This window comes from Acidovorax sp. M14 (genome assembly GCF_049331375.1).
Taxonomy (GTDB): Bacteria; Pseudomonadota; Gammaproteobacteria; order Burkholderiales; family Burkholderiaceae_C; genus Acidovorax.
Map to the genome: position 1 here is coordinate 3254826 of NZ_CP186263.1, position 16005 is coordinate 3270830.

Genomic DNA, 16005 nt, shown 5'->3' on the forward strand with positions numbered 1-16005 from the left:
CGTGCGTCTCACGCACCGCCCGGCAGCCAGGTCAGCGTGCAGCCACCTGCTTGTTCGACAGGCCCCACACATAGGCAGAGAGTACGCCGATCTGCGCCTCGGTCAACTTTTCGGCCTGTGCAGGCATCTGGTTGACCTTGCCGTTGTTGATCATGGCGGTGATGGCGGCCTCGCCCCAGCCATGCAGCCAGATGTCATCGGTCAAGTTGGGCGCGCCCAGCGCCTGGTTGCCCTTGCCGTCCATGCCGTGGCAGGCTGCGCAGGCCGCAAACTTGGCCTTGCCCAGCGATGCGCGCAGCGAGTCATGGGGGCTGCCCGACAGGCTCAGCACGTAGTGCGACAGGTTACGCACGTCTTCCGGGGAGCCCACTGCGGCTGCCATGGGAGGCATGTTGCCGATGCGGCCCTTCTCCAGCGTCTCGCGGATCTTCTCGGGCGTGCCGCCGTGCAGCCAGTCGTTGTCCGTCAGGTTCGGAAAGCCCTTGCTGCCGCGGGCATCCGAGCCGTGGCACTGTGCGCAATTGTTCATGAACAAGCGCTCGCCAATGGCATGGGCCTGCGGGTCCTTGGCCACGTCTTCGGGCTTCATGGAGGCAAAGCGTGCGTACAGCGGTTCCAGCTCCGTCTTGGCCTTGGCCATTTCGGCTTCGTACTCGCCCTTCTGCGTCCAGTTGAGCTTGCCGGTGAAGCTGCCCAGGCCTGGATAGGCGGCCAGGTAGCCCAGACCAAAGACGATGGTGATGACAAACAGCCACACCCACCAGCGCGGCAGGGGGTTGTTCATCTCGACCAGGTCCTCATCCCAAACGTGGCCGGTGGTGTTGTCGGAGGTGGCCACCACCTTCTTGCGGCCCGCCATCCAAAGCAGGATGCCGCAGGCGATGATGCCGACCAGGGTCAGCGTGGTCACAAAGACCGACCAGAAATTGCTGGTGAAGTCACTCATGGGGTGTTCTCGTTCTGGTGAAGGTCAATCTGTCTCGAAAGGCAGCTGGGCTGCCTCGTCGAACCGGGCCTTGTTGCGGCCTCGGTAGGCCCAGACCCAGATGCCAATGAAGCAGGCCATCGATGCCAGGGTGGCGACGATGCGCATGGTGGTGATGTCCATGGGATATCTCCTTTGCTTACTTGAGCGCACGGCCCATGACTTGCAGGTAGGCGATGAGCGCATCCTGCTCCGTCTTGCCCTTGACCTCGCCCGCCGCAGCCGTGATCTGCTCGTCGGTGTAAGGCACGCCCACGGTGCGCAGGGCCTTCATGCGGGGCGCCATCACTGCTGGGTCCACCTGGTTCTTTTCAAGCCAGGGGTATGCGGGCATGTTGGACTCGGGCACCACATCGCGGGGGTTGTTCAGGTGGATGCGATGCCATTCGTCGCTGTACTTGCCACCCACGCGGTGCAGGTCGGGACCCGTGCGCTTGCTACCCCACTGGAAGGGGTGGTCATACACAAACTCACCCGCCACCGAGTAGTGGCCATAGCGCAGCGTCTCTGCGCGGAAGGGGCGGATCATCTGCGAGTGGCAGTTGTAGCAACCCTCGCGGATGTAGATGTCGCGGCCTGCCAGCTGCAAAGCGTTGTAAGGCTCGACACCCTTGACCGCCTCGGTCGTGGACTTCTGGAAGAACAGGGGCACGATCTCGACCAGACCGCCAATGGCGATCACGATCAGGATCAGCACGATCATCAGAAAGTTGTTGGTCTCCACCTTTTCATGGGTGAAACCGGTCGAAGCAGATGTGTTGTTATTGGACATGAATGATCTCCTTCGGACTCAGGCGTGGGCCGTGTTCACTGCAGGAATGGCCACCTTGACCGAACGACCCGAGATGGCAGTCAGCCACACGTTCCAGGCCATGACCAGCATGCCGCCCAGGTACAGCAGACCACCGGCCACGCGGATCACGTAGAAGGGATAGGTCGCCTTCACGCTTTCCACGAAGGTGTAGGTGAGCGTGCCGTCGGGGTTGACCGCGCGCCACATCAGGCCTTGCATCACGCCGGCAATCCACATGGCGGCGATGTACAGCACGATGCCGATGGTGGCCATCCAGAAGTGCAACTCGATCGCCTTGACGGAGTGCATCTTGTCCTTGCCGAACAGACGGGGCACCAGGTAGTACAGCGAACCCATCGAAATCAGGCCCACCCAGCCCAGGGCGCCGGAGTGCACGTGGCCGATGGTCCAGTCGGTGTAGTGGCTCAGGGCATTGACGGTCTTGATGGACATCATCGGGCCCTCGAACGTGGACATGCCGTAGAACGACAGCGACACGATCAGGAAGCGCAGGATAGGGTCGTCACGCAGCTTGTGCCATGCACCCGACAGGGTCATGATGCCGTTGATCATGCCGCCCCAGCTGGGAGCCAGCAGGATGAGCGAAAACACCATGCCCACCGATTGCGTCCAGTCAGGCAGCGCGGTGTAGTGCAGGTGGTGTGGGCCGGCCCACATGTAGGTGAAGATCAGCGCCCAGAAGTGCACGATCGACAGGCGATACGAGTACACCGGACGGCCCGCCTGCTTGGGGATGAAGTAGTACATCATGCCCAGGAAGCCAGCGGTCAGGAAGAAGCCCACGGCATTGTGGCCGTACCACCACTGCACCATGGCGTCCTGCACACCGGCATAGGCCGAGTAGCTCTTCATCATGCCCGCAGGGATGGCTGCGCTGTTGACCAGGTGCAGCAGCGCCACGGCCAGGATGAACGCACCAAAGAACCAGTTGGCCACATAGATGTGCTTGACCTTGCGGGTTCCAATGGTGCCGAAGAACACGATGGCATAGGACACCCACACCAGCGTGATCAGGATGTCGATAGGCCATTCGAGTTCAGCGTATTCCTTGCCCTGGGTGTAGCCCATGGGCAGGCTGACTACCGCAGCCGCAATGACCAGCACCCAGCCCCAGAAGGTGAATGCGGCCAGAGGACCCGCAAAAAGCCGGACCTGGCAGGTGCGCTGCACCACGTAGTAGCTGGTAGCAAACAGCGCGCTACCGCCAAAACCAAAGATCACCGCATTGGTGTGCAAAGGTCGCAAGCGGCCATAACTCAGCCACGGAATGCCAAAGTTGAGTTCTGGCCAGGCCAACTGGGCGGCGATGATGACGCCCACCAGCATGCCGACCACCCCCACCACCACGGCCAGGATAGAGAACTGCCGCACTACCGTATCGTTGTAGTGCGCAGCATTTGTTTTTGGAAAATCCATCGGGCACCTCTTTGTATTGCAGTAAGAGTTTGTTGCAGTCGCGGCTATCGGGCATTGACACAAGTCAACCGTCTCGGAGAATGCGCTCCCCCTCTTGTTCGACGCTCTCGAACTGCCCGTGGTACACCGCCCACCACAGGCCTCCCAGAATCAGGAGCACCAGCATTACGGACAAAGGAATCAGCAAATAAAGGATGTCCATCAGACGGGCTCCCGTGGGGTCTTCGAAAGATCAAGGGGCGGCTGCGACGTGCCGCTGGCCGTGATGTCGGGGCGCGCAGGCAAAGCAGCTGTTGGCAACGGCGCGCTGTGCGAGCCTGGCAAGGAAGGCAGGTCGCGCGCCAGGCGTGCTGCATTGAGCACCACCAGCAGCGAACTCAGCGCCATGCCCAGCCCGGCCAGCCAGGCCGGCATCCAGCCCAGTACTGCCAGCGGCACACACAGCGCGTTGTAGGCAGCGGCCCACCACAGGTTCTGCCGCACCACGCGCAGGGTGCGGCGCGCCAGCAGCACGGTTTGCGGCACCAGCGCCAGGCTGTCGCCCAACACCACAAAGTCCGCCCGGGACTGCGCCAGCGGTACGGCCCGGCCGAAGGCAAAAGAGACATGGGCCCCCGCAAGCACCGGGCCATCATTGAGGCCGTCGCCCACCATGGCTACGTGGTGGCCCTGCAACTGCAGTGCCTGAAGCGCTTCCAACTTGCCTTGCGGAGTGCACTCGCCCCTGGCATGGGCAATGCCCGCTTGCGCGGCCACCCGTTGCACCGCGCCCCGGCGGTCGCCCGACAGCAATTGCACGGCCACGCCGTCCTGCTGCAAGGCCCGCACCACTGCCGACGCCTCAGCCCGCAGGTCCTCCACCAGGTTGAAGCGGGCCAACTCGTTCAGGGCTCCATCTGCAGCCTGTTCAGAGAGCACGACTTGCAGCGCAGCACCGCCAGCATCGTTGGCAACGCCCGCGTGGCGGGCAGAGCCCAGGCGGATCATGCGAGCAGCCACTGCCCCGGTGGCGTCCTCCACCGTAGCGGTCAGCCCCTGCCCTGCATCTTCTTGCAGGCCCATCACCTGCCAACGCCCCAACGGCAGCTGCTGTGCAGAAGCCGCCGCAGCCAACGCCCGCGAAGCCGGGTGCATCGACTGGCGCGCGAGCGCTGCCGCCAGGTCCAGCGCCTCTTGTGCACTGCAACCGCCCGCAGGGTGTACCGCCTGCAGCGCCATGCCGTCGCGGGTCAGCGTACCGGTCTTGTCAAACACCATGGTGTCCACCTGTGCCAGCGCCTCCAGCCCCTGCAGGTTGCGCACCAACACGCCATGGCGCGCCAGCGTGCCCGCGGCGGTGAGCATGGCCACCGGGGTGGCCAGCGACAGCGCGCACGGGCAGGTGACGATGAGCACTGCCACCGCCACCATCAGCGCGTGCCCGGGGTCCGACGGCCACCAGTAGGCGGCGGCCAGCGCCGCTGCCAACAACACGGCCAACAGAAAAGGCCTCGCAATGCGGTCTGCCAGCTGCGCCAGCCGGGGCTTTTGCAGTGAAGCGCTTTCCATCAGCGCCACGATTTGCGCAAAGCGGGTCTGCCCGCCCGTGCCTTCCACCAGCACCTCGACCGGCGCCTGCAGGTTGTAGCTGCCCGCCGTCACGCTGCTGCCCACGGGGCGCGCCACGGGTGTGGATTCGCCAGTCAGCAGAGCCTCGTCAGCATGGGTGCTGCCTGCCGTGATGCGGCCATCAGCCGGAAACGCCTCGCCGGGCAGCACGCGGACGGTGTCCCCCACCCCAATGCGCCGCGTGGCTACGCGGGCGAAGCTGCCATCCGCCGCGCGCCGCTCCACGCTGTCGGGCAGGCGGTTCATCACGGCCTCCAGGGCGCCCGCCGTGCGGTCGCGCAGGCGCAGCTCCAGCCAGCGACCGGTGAGCAGAAAGAAAACAAACATGGTCAAGGAGTCGTAGTACACCTCCTTGCCAAAGATGCCTGCAGGGTCAAAAGTGCCCGCCGTGCTGACCACGAACGTGATGGCCATGCCCAACGCCACGGGCAAGTCCATGCTGACGCGGCGCAGGCGAATGTCACGCAGCGCGCTGGTAAAAAAGGGGCCACAAGAAAACACCACCATGGGCAGCGTGATGACCCAGGAGGCCCAGCGCAACAGCTGCTCCATCTCGCCCGACAGGTCGCCCGGCTGCGCCACGTAGGCGGGCCACGCATACATCATCACCTGCATCATGCAAAAGCCCGCCACCAGCCAGCGCCACAGCGCGCGGCGGCTCTCGCGCAGGCGCTGGTCGCGCGCAAACGCATCCATGGCGGGCATGGCGCGGTAACCCGCGTGGCGCACGGCCTCCATCCACTGCGACGGCTTCACCTGGCCAGGCTGCCACACTACGCGGGCCCGGCGCGTGGCAGCGCTCACATCGGCCTGCAACACGCCGGGCACGGCCCGCAGTGCGTCTTCGATCGTCAGGGCACAGGCCGCGCAGTGCATGCCCTCCAGCACCACATGGGAGTCCCACGCGGCGGCGGCGTCGTCGGCCGTGGCAGGGTCAGCGGCACCACCTGGCAAGGGGCTGCCTGCAGGGGTGCAGGGACGGCCGAACGCGAGCCATTCCTGGGGGTCATCCAGCAGCTCTACCCGCTGCGGCGGCAACGGATCTGCCACGCTGTCAGAAGGATGCACCGCAGAGGAAGCCGGCGCACCGGGTTGAAACATGGACATGGTTCAAGCCTATCTGTGGGGCATGACAACTACATTGACCTGGATCAAGCCCCGGAACATGATTCATCCTAAGCTTGTTCCATCACTTTGAGGAGCCCTTTTATGTACAAACGCATCCTGATCGCTACAGACGGATCCCCTCTGTCGGACAAAGCGGTGGAACATGGCCTGTCCCTGGCCGCCCTGTCAGGCGCCACCGTGGTCGCCCTCAAGGTGGTACCCCGTTACCCCCGCAGCTACTTTGAAGGTGGCATGCCGGTGGACATGAACGACGTCAAACGCATCGAAGCCCAGTGGGGCGACGCCGCACAGGCCATGGTCGACGGCGTGAAAGCCCAGGGCGGCGCGCAAGGCGTGACCGTGAAGGCAGTCGTCGCCAAGTCCGATCTGGTGGCCGAAGCCGTGATTGCGGCCGCCAAGAAGCACAAGTGCGACCTGATCGTGATGGCCTCGCACGGCCGCAAGGGCCTCAAGCGCTTGCTGCTGGGCAGCGAAACGCAGCATGTGCTGACGCATTCGCACATTCCGGTGCTGGTGCTGCGCTGAAGCGACCACCTCCTGCTAAAGCAGACCAAAATATGCTGATGACGCTTGATTGAAAAGCGCCTCAGCTATCAAAATCAGAGCAAACGCAGCGCCTGAGTTCGCGTCTGCATCGGCCAACAAAAAAGGGGCAACTTGCCCCTTTTTGTCTTTGTGCGCATTGCGCTGCGCAGTTGCTCAGGCAAACAACCCCTTGTACTGATCCCGCAGCAGATTCTTCTGCACCTTGCCCATCGTATTGCGCGGCAGCTCCGCCACCACAAAGCACTTCTTCGGAATCTTGAAGTTGGCCAACTGCGACTTGAGCTGGGCCACGATGGCATCGGCATCCAGTTGGGCGCCGGGCTTGGCGATGACCACGGCCACGCCCACTTCGCCAAAGTCCGGGTGCGGCACACCGACCAGGGCGCTCTCGGCCACACCGGGCATTTCGTTGATGTAGCCCTCGATCTCTGCGGGGTAGACGTTGTAGCCACCACTGATGATCAGGTCTTTGCTGCGGCCCACGATATGGACGTAGCCGCGCTCATCGACCTTGCCCACATCGCCGGTCTTGAAGTAACCGTCCTTCGTGAACTCTTCCGCCGTCTTTTCGGGCATGCGCCAGTAGCCCTTGAACACGTTGGGGCCCTTGACCTGGATGCCTCCGATCTCGCCCACGGGCAGGTCTTTGCCGTCGTCGCCCTGCACGCGCAGGCTGACGCCCGGCAGGGGGAAGCCGACAGTGCCGCCACGGCGTTCATCCTGGCCTTGGTAGCGCTTATCAGCGCTGTAGGGGTTACTGGTGAGCATGATGGTTTCGCTCATGCCGTAGCGCTCCAGAATGGTGTGGCCGGTGCGCTGCTGCCATTCCTTGAAGGTTTCGATGAGCAGCGGCGCAGAGCCTGCGATGAACAGGCGCATGTTCTTCACGGCCTCTTTGTTCAACCCCGCCTCGGCCAGCATGCGCACGTACAGCGTGGGCACGCCCATGAACACTGTCGCGCGGGGCATGGCGGCGATGACGGCCTTGGGGTCGAACTTGGCCATCCAGATCATCTTGCTGCCGTTGATGAGCGCGCCGTGGATGGCGACGAACAGGCCGTGGACGTGGAAGATGGGCAGCGCGTGGATGAGCACATCGCCCCGGCCATCAGGCCCTCCGGTAGCCGTCCAGCCCCAGTAGTCCTTGAGCATGACCGCGTTGCTGAGCATGTTGCCGTGCGTGAGCATGGCCCCCTTGCTGCGGCCGGTGGTGCCGCTGGTGTAGAGGATGGCGGCCAGGTCGTCGGCGCTGCGGGCCACGGTCTGGTGTTCATCGCTGTGGGGGGCGGCGCGATCGAGCAGGCTGCCGGTGCGGTCGTCACCCAGGGTGAACACATGCTGCGTGCCCAGGGTGAAGGCGATCTTGCTGACCCAGCCAAAGTTGCCGGGGCTGCACACCACCACGGCAGGCTCGGCGTTGCCGATGAAGTATTCGATCTCGGCGCTTTGGTAGGCGGTGTTGAGCGGCAAGAACACGTAACCCGCACGCAGCGTGGCCAGGTACAGAGCCATGGCTTCGACGGATTTTTCGACCTGCACGGCCACGCGGCTGCCTTCAGGCAGCTTGAGCGATGCGAGCAGGTTCGCGATGCGGGCGCTGGCGCGGTCCAGGTCGCGCCAGGTGTAGTACAGCGGGGTGCCGTCGGCCGCCGTGGTCTCGACGGCAGTGCTGTCTAGGTCAGACGGGAACGCTGCGCGCAGGGCGCTGAAGAGGTTGTGTTGGCTCATGGCTCAGACTTCGATGGGCTGGGTGGCTGGGTTGAGAGTTTGGGACGGACTGAATGGGAGAACGCGGAGACTAAGGCGTCGGTCAGAACACCGGCGCGCGCTTGTCCAGAAAGGCAGCGATCCCTTCGCGGTGCTCGGCACTGGCGGCATAAGCATAGGGGTCAGCGGGGCCATTTACTATGTTTTCGATAGCAGACTGGGCATGATTTTCTAACGCTACAGGCGCTTTCAGTGCCCGAAACGTCTGCTTGTTCATGCGGGCGGCCTGGGGTGCCAATGCGGCAATGCGCTGGGCACTGCCCAGGGCTTCGGTGGCCACCATGTCGTCGGCCACCACGCGACTCAGAAAGCCGCGGGCCAGCATGTCGGGGGCGCTGAAGGTGGCGGCCTCCAGCAGCATCTGGCGTGCAGTCACGTCACCCACCGCACCGGCCACCAGTTGCGCCTCGCGCGGGGCCATCGGAAAACCCAGCTTGGCAATCGGTGCGCCAAAGCGCGCGCCACTGCCCGCCACGCGGATGTCGCAGCAGCTGGCAATCTCCACGCCAGCGCCCATGCAGGCACCGCTGATCTGGGCCACGATGGGTACGTCGCACTGGAGCATGGCGTTGAGCCCGCCCCACACGTCGTTCTCATGAAAGTCGCGCAGCGCTGCCGCGTCAAAACGGAAGCCGGGGTACTCTGAAATGTCTCCGCCCGCACAAAACGCCCCACCCTCGCCCGCGATGAGCACGCAGCGCGCATCGGCACGGCGCTGCACGTCTTCAAACACCGCACGCAACTGCCGCCACATGGGCCGCGACATGGCGTTCAGCCGCCCGGTGTGGCGCAGGGTGACACGCACCACACCACCCTCACCAGCATTCATCAACACTTCACCCGACATCCTGGTATCCATTTCCTTCCCATACCGCCTACGACCTGCGCACCCGCGATGCACCACTGGCCGCGCCACCGTGGAACGGGCTTTGCCAGGCCACGGGTGGCGTCCCCCTCGGGGGATGGCGCAAAGCGCAGACGGTGCGAATAAGCCCGGCGTGCCCGAGCGCGCCGCACAAGCGTGCTCCGTCTAGGCGCAAAGCGCAGCCATAGCACCGGCTATGGCCAGCATTTGCAACAACGACGGTGTGCGCTTTTGCGGAGCGAGCGGGCATGGCGGGTTTGTTTGCACCGTCTTGGGGGTTAGTCCAATTTGGCGCCAGACGCCTTCACCACGGCCGCCCAGCGCTTGACCTCGCTGCTCACAAACGCACCAAACTGCTGCTGCGTCATGCCGCCGTAGTCCGCGCCGTTGCTGGCCCACACGGCCTTGAGCTCTTCGGCCGTGCCCAGGCGCTTGATTTCATCCACGATGCGGGCCTGTACATCAGCCGGGGTGCCTTTGGGCGCCCACAGGCCGTACCACGTGGTCACGGTGTAGTCGGGCAGGCCCACTTCGGAGGCGCAGGGCACGTCCGGGAACGCGGGGTTGCGCTTGGGGCCCGACACCATCAGCGCCTTGATGCGGCCGCTCTTGATGTGGTTGGCCGAGGAGCCCAGGCCGTCGAACATCATGTCCACGTTGCCGCCGATCAGGTCCTGCAGCGCCGGGCCTGCCCCCCGGTACGGGATGTGGGTGATGAAGGTGCCCGTCTGCTGCTTGAACAGCTCGCCCGCCAGGTGGTGCGATGTGCCGGCCCCGGCCGAGCCGTAATTGAGCTTGGCGGGGTTGCGCTTGACGTAGTCCAGAAACTGCTTGAAGTTGGCCGATGGCGTCTTGGGGTTGACCACCACCACCTGCGGCACATTGGCCAGCAGCGCCAGCGGAATGAAGTCTTTTTCGATGTCGTAGTCGAGCTTGGGGTACATCGACGGTGCAATGGCGTGGTGCACCGCCCCCATGAACAGGGTGTAGCCGTCCGGCGCAGCCTTGGAGGCAATGCTGGCGCCCAGCGTGCCACCGGCGCCCCCCCGGTTGTCGATCACCAGCGTCTTGCCCGTGCTTTTGGAAAACTGCGCGGCGAGCGGCCGGGCAAACGCATCGGTGCCACCCCCGGCGGGGAAAGGTACCACCACCGTCACCGGCTTGGTCGGCCAGTTGCTGTCGGCCCAGCTGCTGCCGCTGGCCAGGCCCAAACCTGCCGCCGCTGCGCCGAGCAAGACATCCCGGCGTTGGATTCGCGAATCAGTCATTCCTTGTCTCCTGTCGTTGTAAAAATACGCTGTCACTGGTTCACCCGGCATCATGCCGGGCGCCCCGTCAGTCGCGGCAAAGGCTGTCGATGTCCCCCGACACTGGCACTTTGCCCTGCGCAAGCAAGCTGCGGTGCTTGTCGATGCGCTTCAAGTCGTACAGGTAGTTCACCATGAGCCCGTACGATTGTTTCTGCCCCTTGCTGGACGGGTCGCCCGCCCAGTTCAGGCGCTCTACCCGCGCGCCGTTGCCCAGGTGGAAGCGGGCCACGGGGTCTGCCGGCTTGCCTTCTTGCAGCTCGCGGCCCAGATAGTACGCGGCGCATTCCAGCAGCATCTGGCGCACGGGGGATTTAGCGTCCAGCTCCAGCGCCTTGTCCAACGCGCCGAGGAAATGCGTTGCCTGCGGCGGCTCGAAGCCCACTGCACGGCCCAGTTCGCTGCGGCGCTTATCGTCCAGGCGGTCCAGCATCGCACCCGCGTGTTTGCCCAGCCAAGCACGGAAACCCGGGATGGGCGACAGCGTGGCAAAGGTGCGCAGGCGCGGAAACTCGGCCGTGAGCGTCTCCACTACATGCTTGATCAGCGAGTCGCCAAAGCTCACGCCGCGCAGGCCGGTTTGTGTGTTGCTGATGGAGTAGAAGATGGCCGTGGTGGCTCGCGTGATGTCCACGGGCGCAGCGGCCTCGTCCAGGAGCGGCGTGATGCTGGACGAGATTTTGTCGAGCAACGCCACCTCCACAAAGATCAACGGCTCGTTGGGCAGGCGCGGGTGGAAGAAGCCGTAGCAGCGGCGGTCGCTGTCCAGCCGGTTCTTCAGGTCGGCCCAGCTGCGGATGTCGTGCACGGCCTCGTACTTGATGAGTTTTTCGAGCAGCGAGGCGGGCGAATCCCACGACAGGCGGCGCAGCTCCAGAAACGCCACATCGAACCAGGTCGAGAACAAGTGCTCCAGCTCGGCATCGAGCGGCAGCAGGCGCTTGTCGGCCTTGAGCAGCGGCAGGATCTCTGCACGCATGTCCACCAGAAAGCGCATGCCTTCAGGGAACGCCGAAAACCGCTGCAGCAGCCGCGTGCGGGGCGACACCAAAGCGCGGCGCAGGCTGATCTCGGCCTGTCCTTCTTCGGCCGTGCCCGCTGCGGCCTCGTAGCGCTGGCGGGCCGACTTGAAGCGCGTGGCGTCGGGTGCAAACTGCTCGCACATCAGCAGCCACATGTCGCGCCGCTCCTCGGGCTCGGCCTTGGTATACCACTCGGCCACCACCTGGGCGCGGCGGCCACCTTCGATCTCGCTCACCTGCGGCGCCACCACCTCCTGCAGGTCGGCCAGCAGGCGGCGCAACGCGCGGGGAGACAGCGCCTCCTGGCCGCGGCGCAGGGTGGCTTGCAGGCGCTCGTGGGTGGAACGCGGCACCGCCACCTTGGCGACCACGTCGGTCACGGTCTTGTCGAGCGCGGCCTTGGCGAGCTTGTCACCCGCCTTGTCGGCGGCGGGTGCGGCAGTGCGCAGGCGTGACACGCTGCGGGCGATCCATTCGGGGGTGCTGCTGATCATGGGGTCAACCTCGATTGCTGGTTGCGGGCTACGTCGCGCAGCGCATCGCGCTGGCGCAACAAATGGGTGCGCATGGCCTCTTCGGCGGCATCGCAGTCGCGGGCCTTGAGGGCGGCAAACACGGCCAGGTGCTCCGCCAGGCTTTGCTGCATGCGCCCGGGGGCGTGCAGCGACTTGTGGCGTGCCAGCCGCAGGATCTTGCGCAGGTCGGCAATCACCTGGGCCAGCCAGCGGTTGTCCGCCAGCGTGATAAAGGCCTCGTGGATGGCGTAGTTGGCTTCGTAGTAGTCATTGACCAGCCCATCGGCCGCGCATTGCTGCAGGCGTTCGTGCAGCAGCTCCAGTGCGGCAATGTCCGCTGCCACGGCCTTGCGCGTGGCTTCGTGCGCGGCACGGCCTTCCAGCAGCGCAATGACCGGGAAGATTTCGTCCAGGTCGCTCTCGGTGACCTCGGCCACAAAGCAGCCCCGGCGCGGCTCATGGCGCAGCAGTCCCTCAGCCACCAGCACCTTGAGCGCCTCGCGCAGGGGGGTGCGCGAGATTTCCAGCAGCTCGCACAGGGCGGCCTCGTCCAGAAAGCTGCCGGGCGGCAAGGTGCCCGCAAAAATCTGCTCCCGCAGCCGGGAGGCGACTTCGTCGTGCAGTGAATTCGGGACAGGACGCATGTGAAACAAGGCTCCGGGGTACCAACCCGCGAGGCATCAGCAGCCAACTCCTAGTGGATTGCGCAGGCCGAATGCCTGTAACACCCCGCTATCAGCTGACAACAGTAGCGATTGCCTCTCCATGTGCGTAATTTCTCATAATTACACAAAATGACAAAACGAAAACCCTGATTTGCAGGCTTTGGTTACACAAAAGATGGCAACTGCGGTGCTTGCGCAACGCCACGTGCCAGAGAACGGCCAGGGTGGCGAACCCGCTGTTGGCCCGAAGGCGCGGTCATTTGTTGATCCGCCCCGGGCCAGACGAGCTGTCGAGCGTGCAGCACCCGCAGAGCCCACTGCGGGCTCGCCCTACGCCCCCCCCTCTCCCGCTTCACTCCACGCCCGCAAAACCTTCCACCAGGTGGTCGATCCACACCCGCAGCTTGGCGGGCAGAAACCGGTGGGACGGGTACAGCACCCAGGCCGTGCCCGCGTACGAGGTCTTGTGCTCCCAGTCGGGCAGCACGGTCACCAGGTCGCCCCGCTCCAACGCAGCGCGCGCGGTAAAGCCCGGCAGGCTGGCAATGCCCAGGTGGCTCAGCGCGGCCTCCAGTCGCACCTCACTGTGGTTGGCCACATAGCGCCCGCGCACAGCCACCGTGGCGGATTCGCCTACGCGCTCGAAGCGCCAGTGCCGGTCGCGCTCGTCCTCGCCCAGGGTGATGCAGGCGTGGTGCTCCAGGTCGCGCGGGTGCTGGGGGTGGCCCCGCTCAGCCAGGTAATGCGGGCTGGCGCAGGCCAGGTGGCGCAGGGTCGCCAGCGGCCGCCCGGCCAGGCCCGGGGGTGGCGTATCGGTCACGCGCAGGGCCAGGTCGATGGGTTCCTCGAACAGGTCCACCGTGCGGTCGGTGATGAGCAGTTGCACATCGACCTCGGGGTATTTCTGCAAAAACGGCAGCACCAGGGGGTGAACGAGTTGGCGCCCCACCGCCTTGGCCATGCTCATGCGCACCATCCCCGATGGCGCGGCAGAGTGGGTGTCGCTCAGCGCCCACACCTCGCGCGCGGCAGACACCATGTCCTGGCAGCGGCTGTAGACCGCCGTGCCCGCATCGGTCAGCCGCAGCTTGCGGGTGGTGCGCTCCAGCAGACGCACGCGCAGCGCCCCCTCCAGGCGAGCCACCTGGCGGCTGACCGCCGACGGGGTGATGCCCAGCTGCCGCGCGGCGGCCGAGAAGCTGCCCGCATCCACCACACGCGCAAACACCGCCATGTCGGGGAGACTGTCCAGGGGTTGATTGATGCGCATGGGGAACAAGTGCAGTTCTTTGACGGCGATTATCAATGCATGGACGCAAATTGATAATTTCCCCAGCCCATCGTCGCCACGCGCGGCGCCCCACAGCCTCCCCCCCAATCTACGTCCCATGTCACACACCCTGCCCCTGTCCGCCCCTTCCCCGCTGGCCCCGCGCCTTTCTGACCTGGCCCTGCTGCTGGTGGCGGTGGTGTGGGGCACGAGCTACGGCGTGGCCAAGGGGGCCCTGGTGTTCTACCCGGTGCTGGGCTTTTTGGCCGTGCGCTTCCTCCTGACCTTTGCGGTGCTGCTCCCTGCCCTGCTGCGCACCACCGCGCCCGAGCGGCGCGATGCGCTGGTGGCCGGCCTGCCACTGGGCGTGTTGATGCTGGGCATCTTTCTGTCCGAGACCTTTGGCCTGGCACTCACGCAGGCCAGCAATGCCGCGTTTTTGATCAGCCTGTGCGTGGTGTTCACACCGTTTGCCGAGTGGTGGCTGCTGCGCCAGCGGCCCGAGCGCGCGATGTTTGCTTTTGCCGCCGTGTCACTGCTCGGCGCAGCCCTGCTCAGTGGGGGCTACACAGGCCGGTGGGGCTGGGGCGACGCGCTGATGCTGGCGGCGGCTGTGCTGCGCGCCATCACGGTGTGCCACACCACGCGGCTCACCCGCCGCCGCAATGCGCCGGTGCTGGCCCTCACGGCGGTGCAGTCGGGCGTCATTGGGGTGGGCTGCCTGCTGCTGGCGCTGGCTTTGCCGGGCACGCTGCCCCCGCTGCCGTCGCTCACGCAGGCCAGCGCTTTCTGGTGGGCCTGCATTTACCTGGTGGCGGGCTGCACGGTGTTTGCGTTTGTGGCCCAGAACTGGGCACTGCGCCACAGCTCGCCCACGCGGGTGGGCTTGCTGACCAGCAGTGAGCCCGCCTTTGGGGCGCTGTTTGCGGTGTTCTGGCTGGGAGAACAGCTCAGCGTTACGGGCTGGGTGGGCGGTGCGCTCATCGTGGGCGCGGCCCTGTGGACGATGGCGCGGCGGGGGGATGCGCAGCACTGATGCTCTGCCCACCTGCCCCTCGCCCCCAGCACTACCATTTTGATAGCTGCTTGGGCAGATAGTACCGGCGCTATCGCCCGTTTTATCTCGAAACCAGCGCCCCCTCCGGCCGCTGCTGTGCCCACAGCCACATCACTGCGCCGCCTACGATCATGGGCACACACAGCCATTGCCCCATGCTCATGCCCAGCGACAGGATGCCCAGGAAGGCATCGGGTTCGCGGAAGTATTCAGCAATGAAGCGGAACACGCCGTAGCCGAACAGGAAGGCGGCAGCCACCTGGCCGGGGCGGCGCTCCTTGCGCGCATACAGCCACAGCAGGATGAACAGCAGCAATCCTTCCATCAGGAACTGGTAGACCTGCGATGGGTGGCGCGGCTGCATGGAGCCACTGTGCGCAAACACCATGCCCCAGGGCAGGTCGGGGCTGGCAAAGCGGCCCCACAGCTCGCCGTTGATGAAGTTGCCCACACGCCCTGCCGCCAGCCCCGTAGGCACGCAGGGCGCCACGAAATCAGCCACTTGCAGCCAAGGGCGCTTGCGCGAATGGGCAAACCACAGCATGGAGACCACCACACCCAGCAGCCCGCCATGGAAGGCCATGCCGCCCTGCCACACGGCAAAAATCTCCAGCGGGTGGCTCAGGTAATAGCCCGGCTTGTAGAACAGGCAGTAGCCCAGCCGCCCGCCAATGACCACACCCGCCACTCCCAGAAAGAGGATGTCTTCGACATCCTTGCGCGTCCAGGCACCGGGCCCCGTGATGGAGGCAAAGGGCGGGTGCTGCAGGCGCCGGATGCCCAGCAACATGAACAGGCCAAAGGCCGCAAGATAGGTCAGGCCATACCAGTGCACAGCCAGCGGGCCGATCTGCAGGGCGACGGGGTCGATGTGGGGATAGGTCAACATGGTGGCGGGTATTGTGCCCGCGCTGGGGATGACCCCGCAGTCACGGCGTAGAGCCCCAGGCAAGACCACCGGGTGGCCACTGCCGCGCCAGGGCGATCCGCTGGAGCCTCACAACCCATTTTTGAATAAAAAGGGCTCTCTTCCATTTCGG

General features: G+C 65.1%; 15 protein-coding genes. 2 read left to right on the forward strand and 13 right to left on the reverse strand.

The annotated features are described in order from the left end of the window. Window positions 1–31 precede the first annotated feature (31 nt). The 6 genes from ccoP to ACOYR4_RS15205 all read right to left on the reverse strand — a co-directional run bounded on the left by ccoP (window position 32) and on the right by ACOYR4_RS15205 (window position 5924). A complete protein-coding gene (gene ccoP / locus ACOYR4_RS15180; RefSeq protein ID WP_422847179.1) occupies window positions 32–946 on the reverse strand; it encodes a cytochrome-c oxidase, cbb3-type subunit III in 915 nt (304 codons plus the stop codon). A gap of 24 nt (window positions 947–970) precedes the next feature. Then, complete coding sequence (locus ACOYR4_RS15185) at window positions 971–1108, reverse strand: CcoQ/FixQ family Cbb3-type cytochrome c oxidase assembly chaperone (RefSeq protein ID WP_015014811.1); 138 nt, start codon at window positions 1106–1108, stop codon at window positions 971–973. A 16-nt stretch (window positions 1109–1124) separates the two neighbouring features. Next, window positions 1125–1757, reverse strand: coding sequence for a cytochrome-c oxidase, cbb3-type subunit II (gene ccoO, locus ACOYR4_RS15190; RefSeq protein WP_060987389.1), 633 nt, complete (start codon window positions 1755–1757; stop codon window positions 1125–1127). Between the two features lie 18 nt (window positions 1758–1775). After that, complete coding sequence (ccoN, locus tag ACOYR4_RS15195; RefSeq protein WP_110961118.1) at window positions 1776–3215, reverse strand: cytochrome-c oxidase, cbb3-type subunit I; 1440 nt, start codon at window positions 3213–3215, stop codon at window positions 1776–1778. A gap of 64 nt (window positions 3216–3279) precedes the next feature. Further along, a complete protein-coding gene (ccoS, locus tag ACOYR4_RS15200; RefSeq protein ID WP_010460651.1) occupies window positions 3280–3417 on the reverse strand; it encodes a cbb3-type cytochrome oxidase assembly protein CcoS in 138 nt (45 codons plus the stop codon). Further along, window positions 3417–5924: a heavy metal translocating P-type ATPase gene (locus ACOYR4_RS15205; protein WP_422849673.1), complete on the reverse strand. Its 2508-nt coding sequence runs from the start codon at window positions 5922–5924 to the stop codon at window positions 3417–3419. Before ACOYR4_RS15205 ends, ccoS begins: the two co-directional genes overlap by 1 nt. 108 nt (window positions 5925–6032) lie before the next feature. Here ACOYR4_RS15205 and ACOYR4_RS15210 point away from each other — a divergent pair, with 108 nt between their 5' ends. Continuing rightward, on the forward strand, window positions 6033–6476 hold the full coding sequence (locus ACOYR4_RS15210) for a universal stress protein (RefSeq protein WP_015014815.1): 444 nt from the start codon (window positions 6033–6035) through the stop codon (window positions 6474–6476). A 174-nt stretch (window positions 6477–6650) separates the two neighbouring features. Here ACOYR4_RS15210 and ACOYR4_RS15215 read toward each other — a convergent pair whose 3' ends face one another. The 6 genes from ACOYR4_RS15215 to ACOYR4_RS15240 all read right to left on the reverse strand — a co-directional run bounded on the left by ACOYR4_RS15215 (window position 6651) and on the right by ACOYR4_RS15240 (window position 13908). Next, on the reverse strand, window positions 6651–8225 hold the full coding sequence (locus ACOYR4_RS15215; RefSeq protein WP_422847180.1) for a malonate--CoA ligase: 1575 nt from the start codon (window positions 8223–8225) through the stop codon (window positions 6651–6653). Between the two features lie 82 nt (window positions 8226–8307). Beyond that, window positions 8308–9111 (reverse strand): enoyl-CoA hydratase/isomerase family protein, encoded by an 804-nt coding sequence (locus ACOYR4_RS15220; RefSeq protein WP_422849674.1) that lies wholly within the window; start codon window positions 9109–9111, stop codon window positions 8308–8310. 296 nt (window positions 9112–9407) lie between these two features. Beyond that, window positions 9408–10397, reverse strand: a complete 990-nt coding sequence (locus ACOYR4_RS15225; RefSeq protein WP_015014818.1) for a Bug family tripartite tricarboxylate transporter substrate binding protein — start codon at window positions 10395–10397, stop codon at window positions 9408–9410. 67 nt (window positions 10398–10464) lie between these two features. After that, window positions 10465–11952: a malonyl-CoA decarboxylase gene (locus ACOYR4_RS15230; protein ID WP_422847181.1), complete on the reverse strand. Its 1488-nt coding sequence runs from the start codon at window positions 11950–11952 to the stop codon at window positions 10465–10467. After that, entirely contained in the window at window positions 11949–12617 is a 669-nt protein-coding gene (locus ACOYR4_RS15235) for a GntR family transcriptional regulator (protein WP_422847182.1), read from the reverse strand. The genes ACOYR4_RS15230 and ACOYR4_RS15235 overlap by 4 nt, the downstream gene beginning before the upstream one ends. Before the next feature lie 373 nt (window positions 12618–12990). Then, window positions 12991–13908: a LysR family transcriptional regulator gene (locus ACOYR4_RS15240; RefSeq protein ID WP_422847183.1), complete on the reverse strand. Its 918-nt coding sequence runs from the start codon at window positions 13906–13908 to the stop codon at window positions 12991–12993. 118 nt (window positions 13909–14026) lie between these two features. Between ACOYR4_RS15240 and ACOYR4_RS15245 the strand changes: the two genes are divergently transcribed. Continuing rightward, entirely contained in the window at window positions 14027–14944 is a 918-nt protein-coding gene (locus tag ACOYR4_RS15245; protein WP_422847184.1) for a DMT family transporter, read from the forward strand. Window positions 14945–15026: 82 nt separating this feature from the next. Here ACOYR4_RS15245 and lgt read toward each other — a convergent pair whose 3' ends face one another. Next, window positions 15027–15854 (reverse strand): prolipoprotein diacylglyceryl transferase, encoded by an 828-nt coding sequence (gene lgt, locus ACOYR4_RS15250; protein WP_422847185.1) that lies wholly within the window; start codon window positions 15852–15854, stop codon window positions 15027–15029. Window positions 15855–16005: the final 151 nt, after the last annotated feature.

Coding starts and splice junctions, on each gene's coding strand:
- ccoP (WP_422847179.1), bottom strand. CDS start 946: ATGAGTGACTTCACCAGCAATTTCTGGTCGGTCTTTGTGACCACGCTG.
- ACOYR4_RS15185 (WP_015014811.1), bottom strand. CDS start 1,108: ATGGACATCACCACCATGCGCATCGTCGCCACCCTGGCATCGATGGCC.
- ccoO (WP_060987389.1), bottom strand. CDS start 1,757: ATGTCCAATAACAACACATCTGCTTCGACCGGTTTCACCCATGAAAAG.
- ccoN (WP_110961118.1), bottom strand. CDS start 3,215: ATGGATTTTCCAAAAACAAATGCTGCGCACTACAACGATACGGTAGTG.
- ccoS (WP_010460651.1), bottom strand. CDS start 3,417: ATGGACATCCTTTATTTGCTGATTCCTTTGTCCGTAATGCTGGTGCTC.
- ACOYR4_RS15205 (WP_422849673.1), bottom strand. CDS start 5,924: ATGTTTCAACCCGGTGCGCCGGCTTCCTCTGCGGTGCATCCTTCTGAC.
- ACOYR4_RS15210 (WP_015014815.1), top strand. CDS start 6,033: ATGTACAAACGCATCCTGATCGCTACAGACGGATCCCCTCTGTCGGAC.
- ACOYR4_RS15215 (WP_422847180.1), bottom strand. CDS start 8,225: ATGAGCCAACACAACCTCTTCAGCGCCCTGCGCGCAGCGTTCCCGTCT.
- ACOYR4_RS15220 (WP_422849674.1), bottom strand. CDS start 9,111: ATGTCGGGTGAAGTGTTGATGAATGCTGGTGAGGGTGGTGTGGTGCGT.
- ACOYR4_RS15225 (WP_015014818.1), bottom strand. CDS start 10,397: ATGACTGATTCGCGAATCCAACGCCGGGATGTCTTGCTCGGCGCAGCG.
- ACOYR4_RS15230 (WP_422847181.1), bottom strand. CDS start 11,952: ATGATCAGCAGCACCCCCGAATGGATCGCCCGCAGCGTGTCACGCCTG.
- ACOYR4_RS15235 (WP_422847182.1), bottom strand. CDS start 12,617: ATGCGTCCTGTCCCGAATTCACTGCACGACGAAGTCGCCTCCCGGCTG.
- ACOYR4_RS15240 (WP_422847183.1), bottom strand. CDS start 13,908: ATGCGCATCAATCAACCCCTGGACAGTCTCCCCGACATGGCGGTGTTT.
- ACOYR4_RS15245 (WP_422847184.1), top strand. CDS start 14,027: ATGTCACACACCCTGCCCCTGTCCGCCCCTTCCCCGCTGGCCCCGCGC.
- lgt (WP_422847185.1), bottom strand. CDS start 15,854: ATGTTGACCTATCCCCACATCGACCCCGTCGCCCTGCAGATCGGCCCG.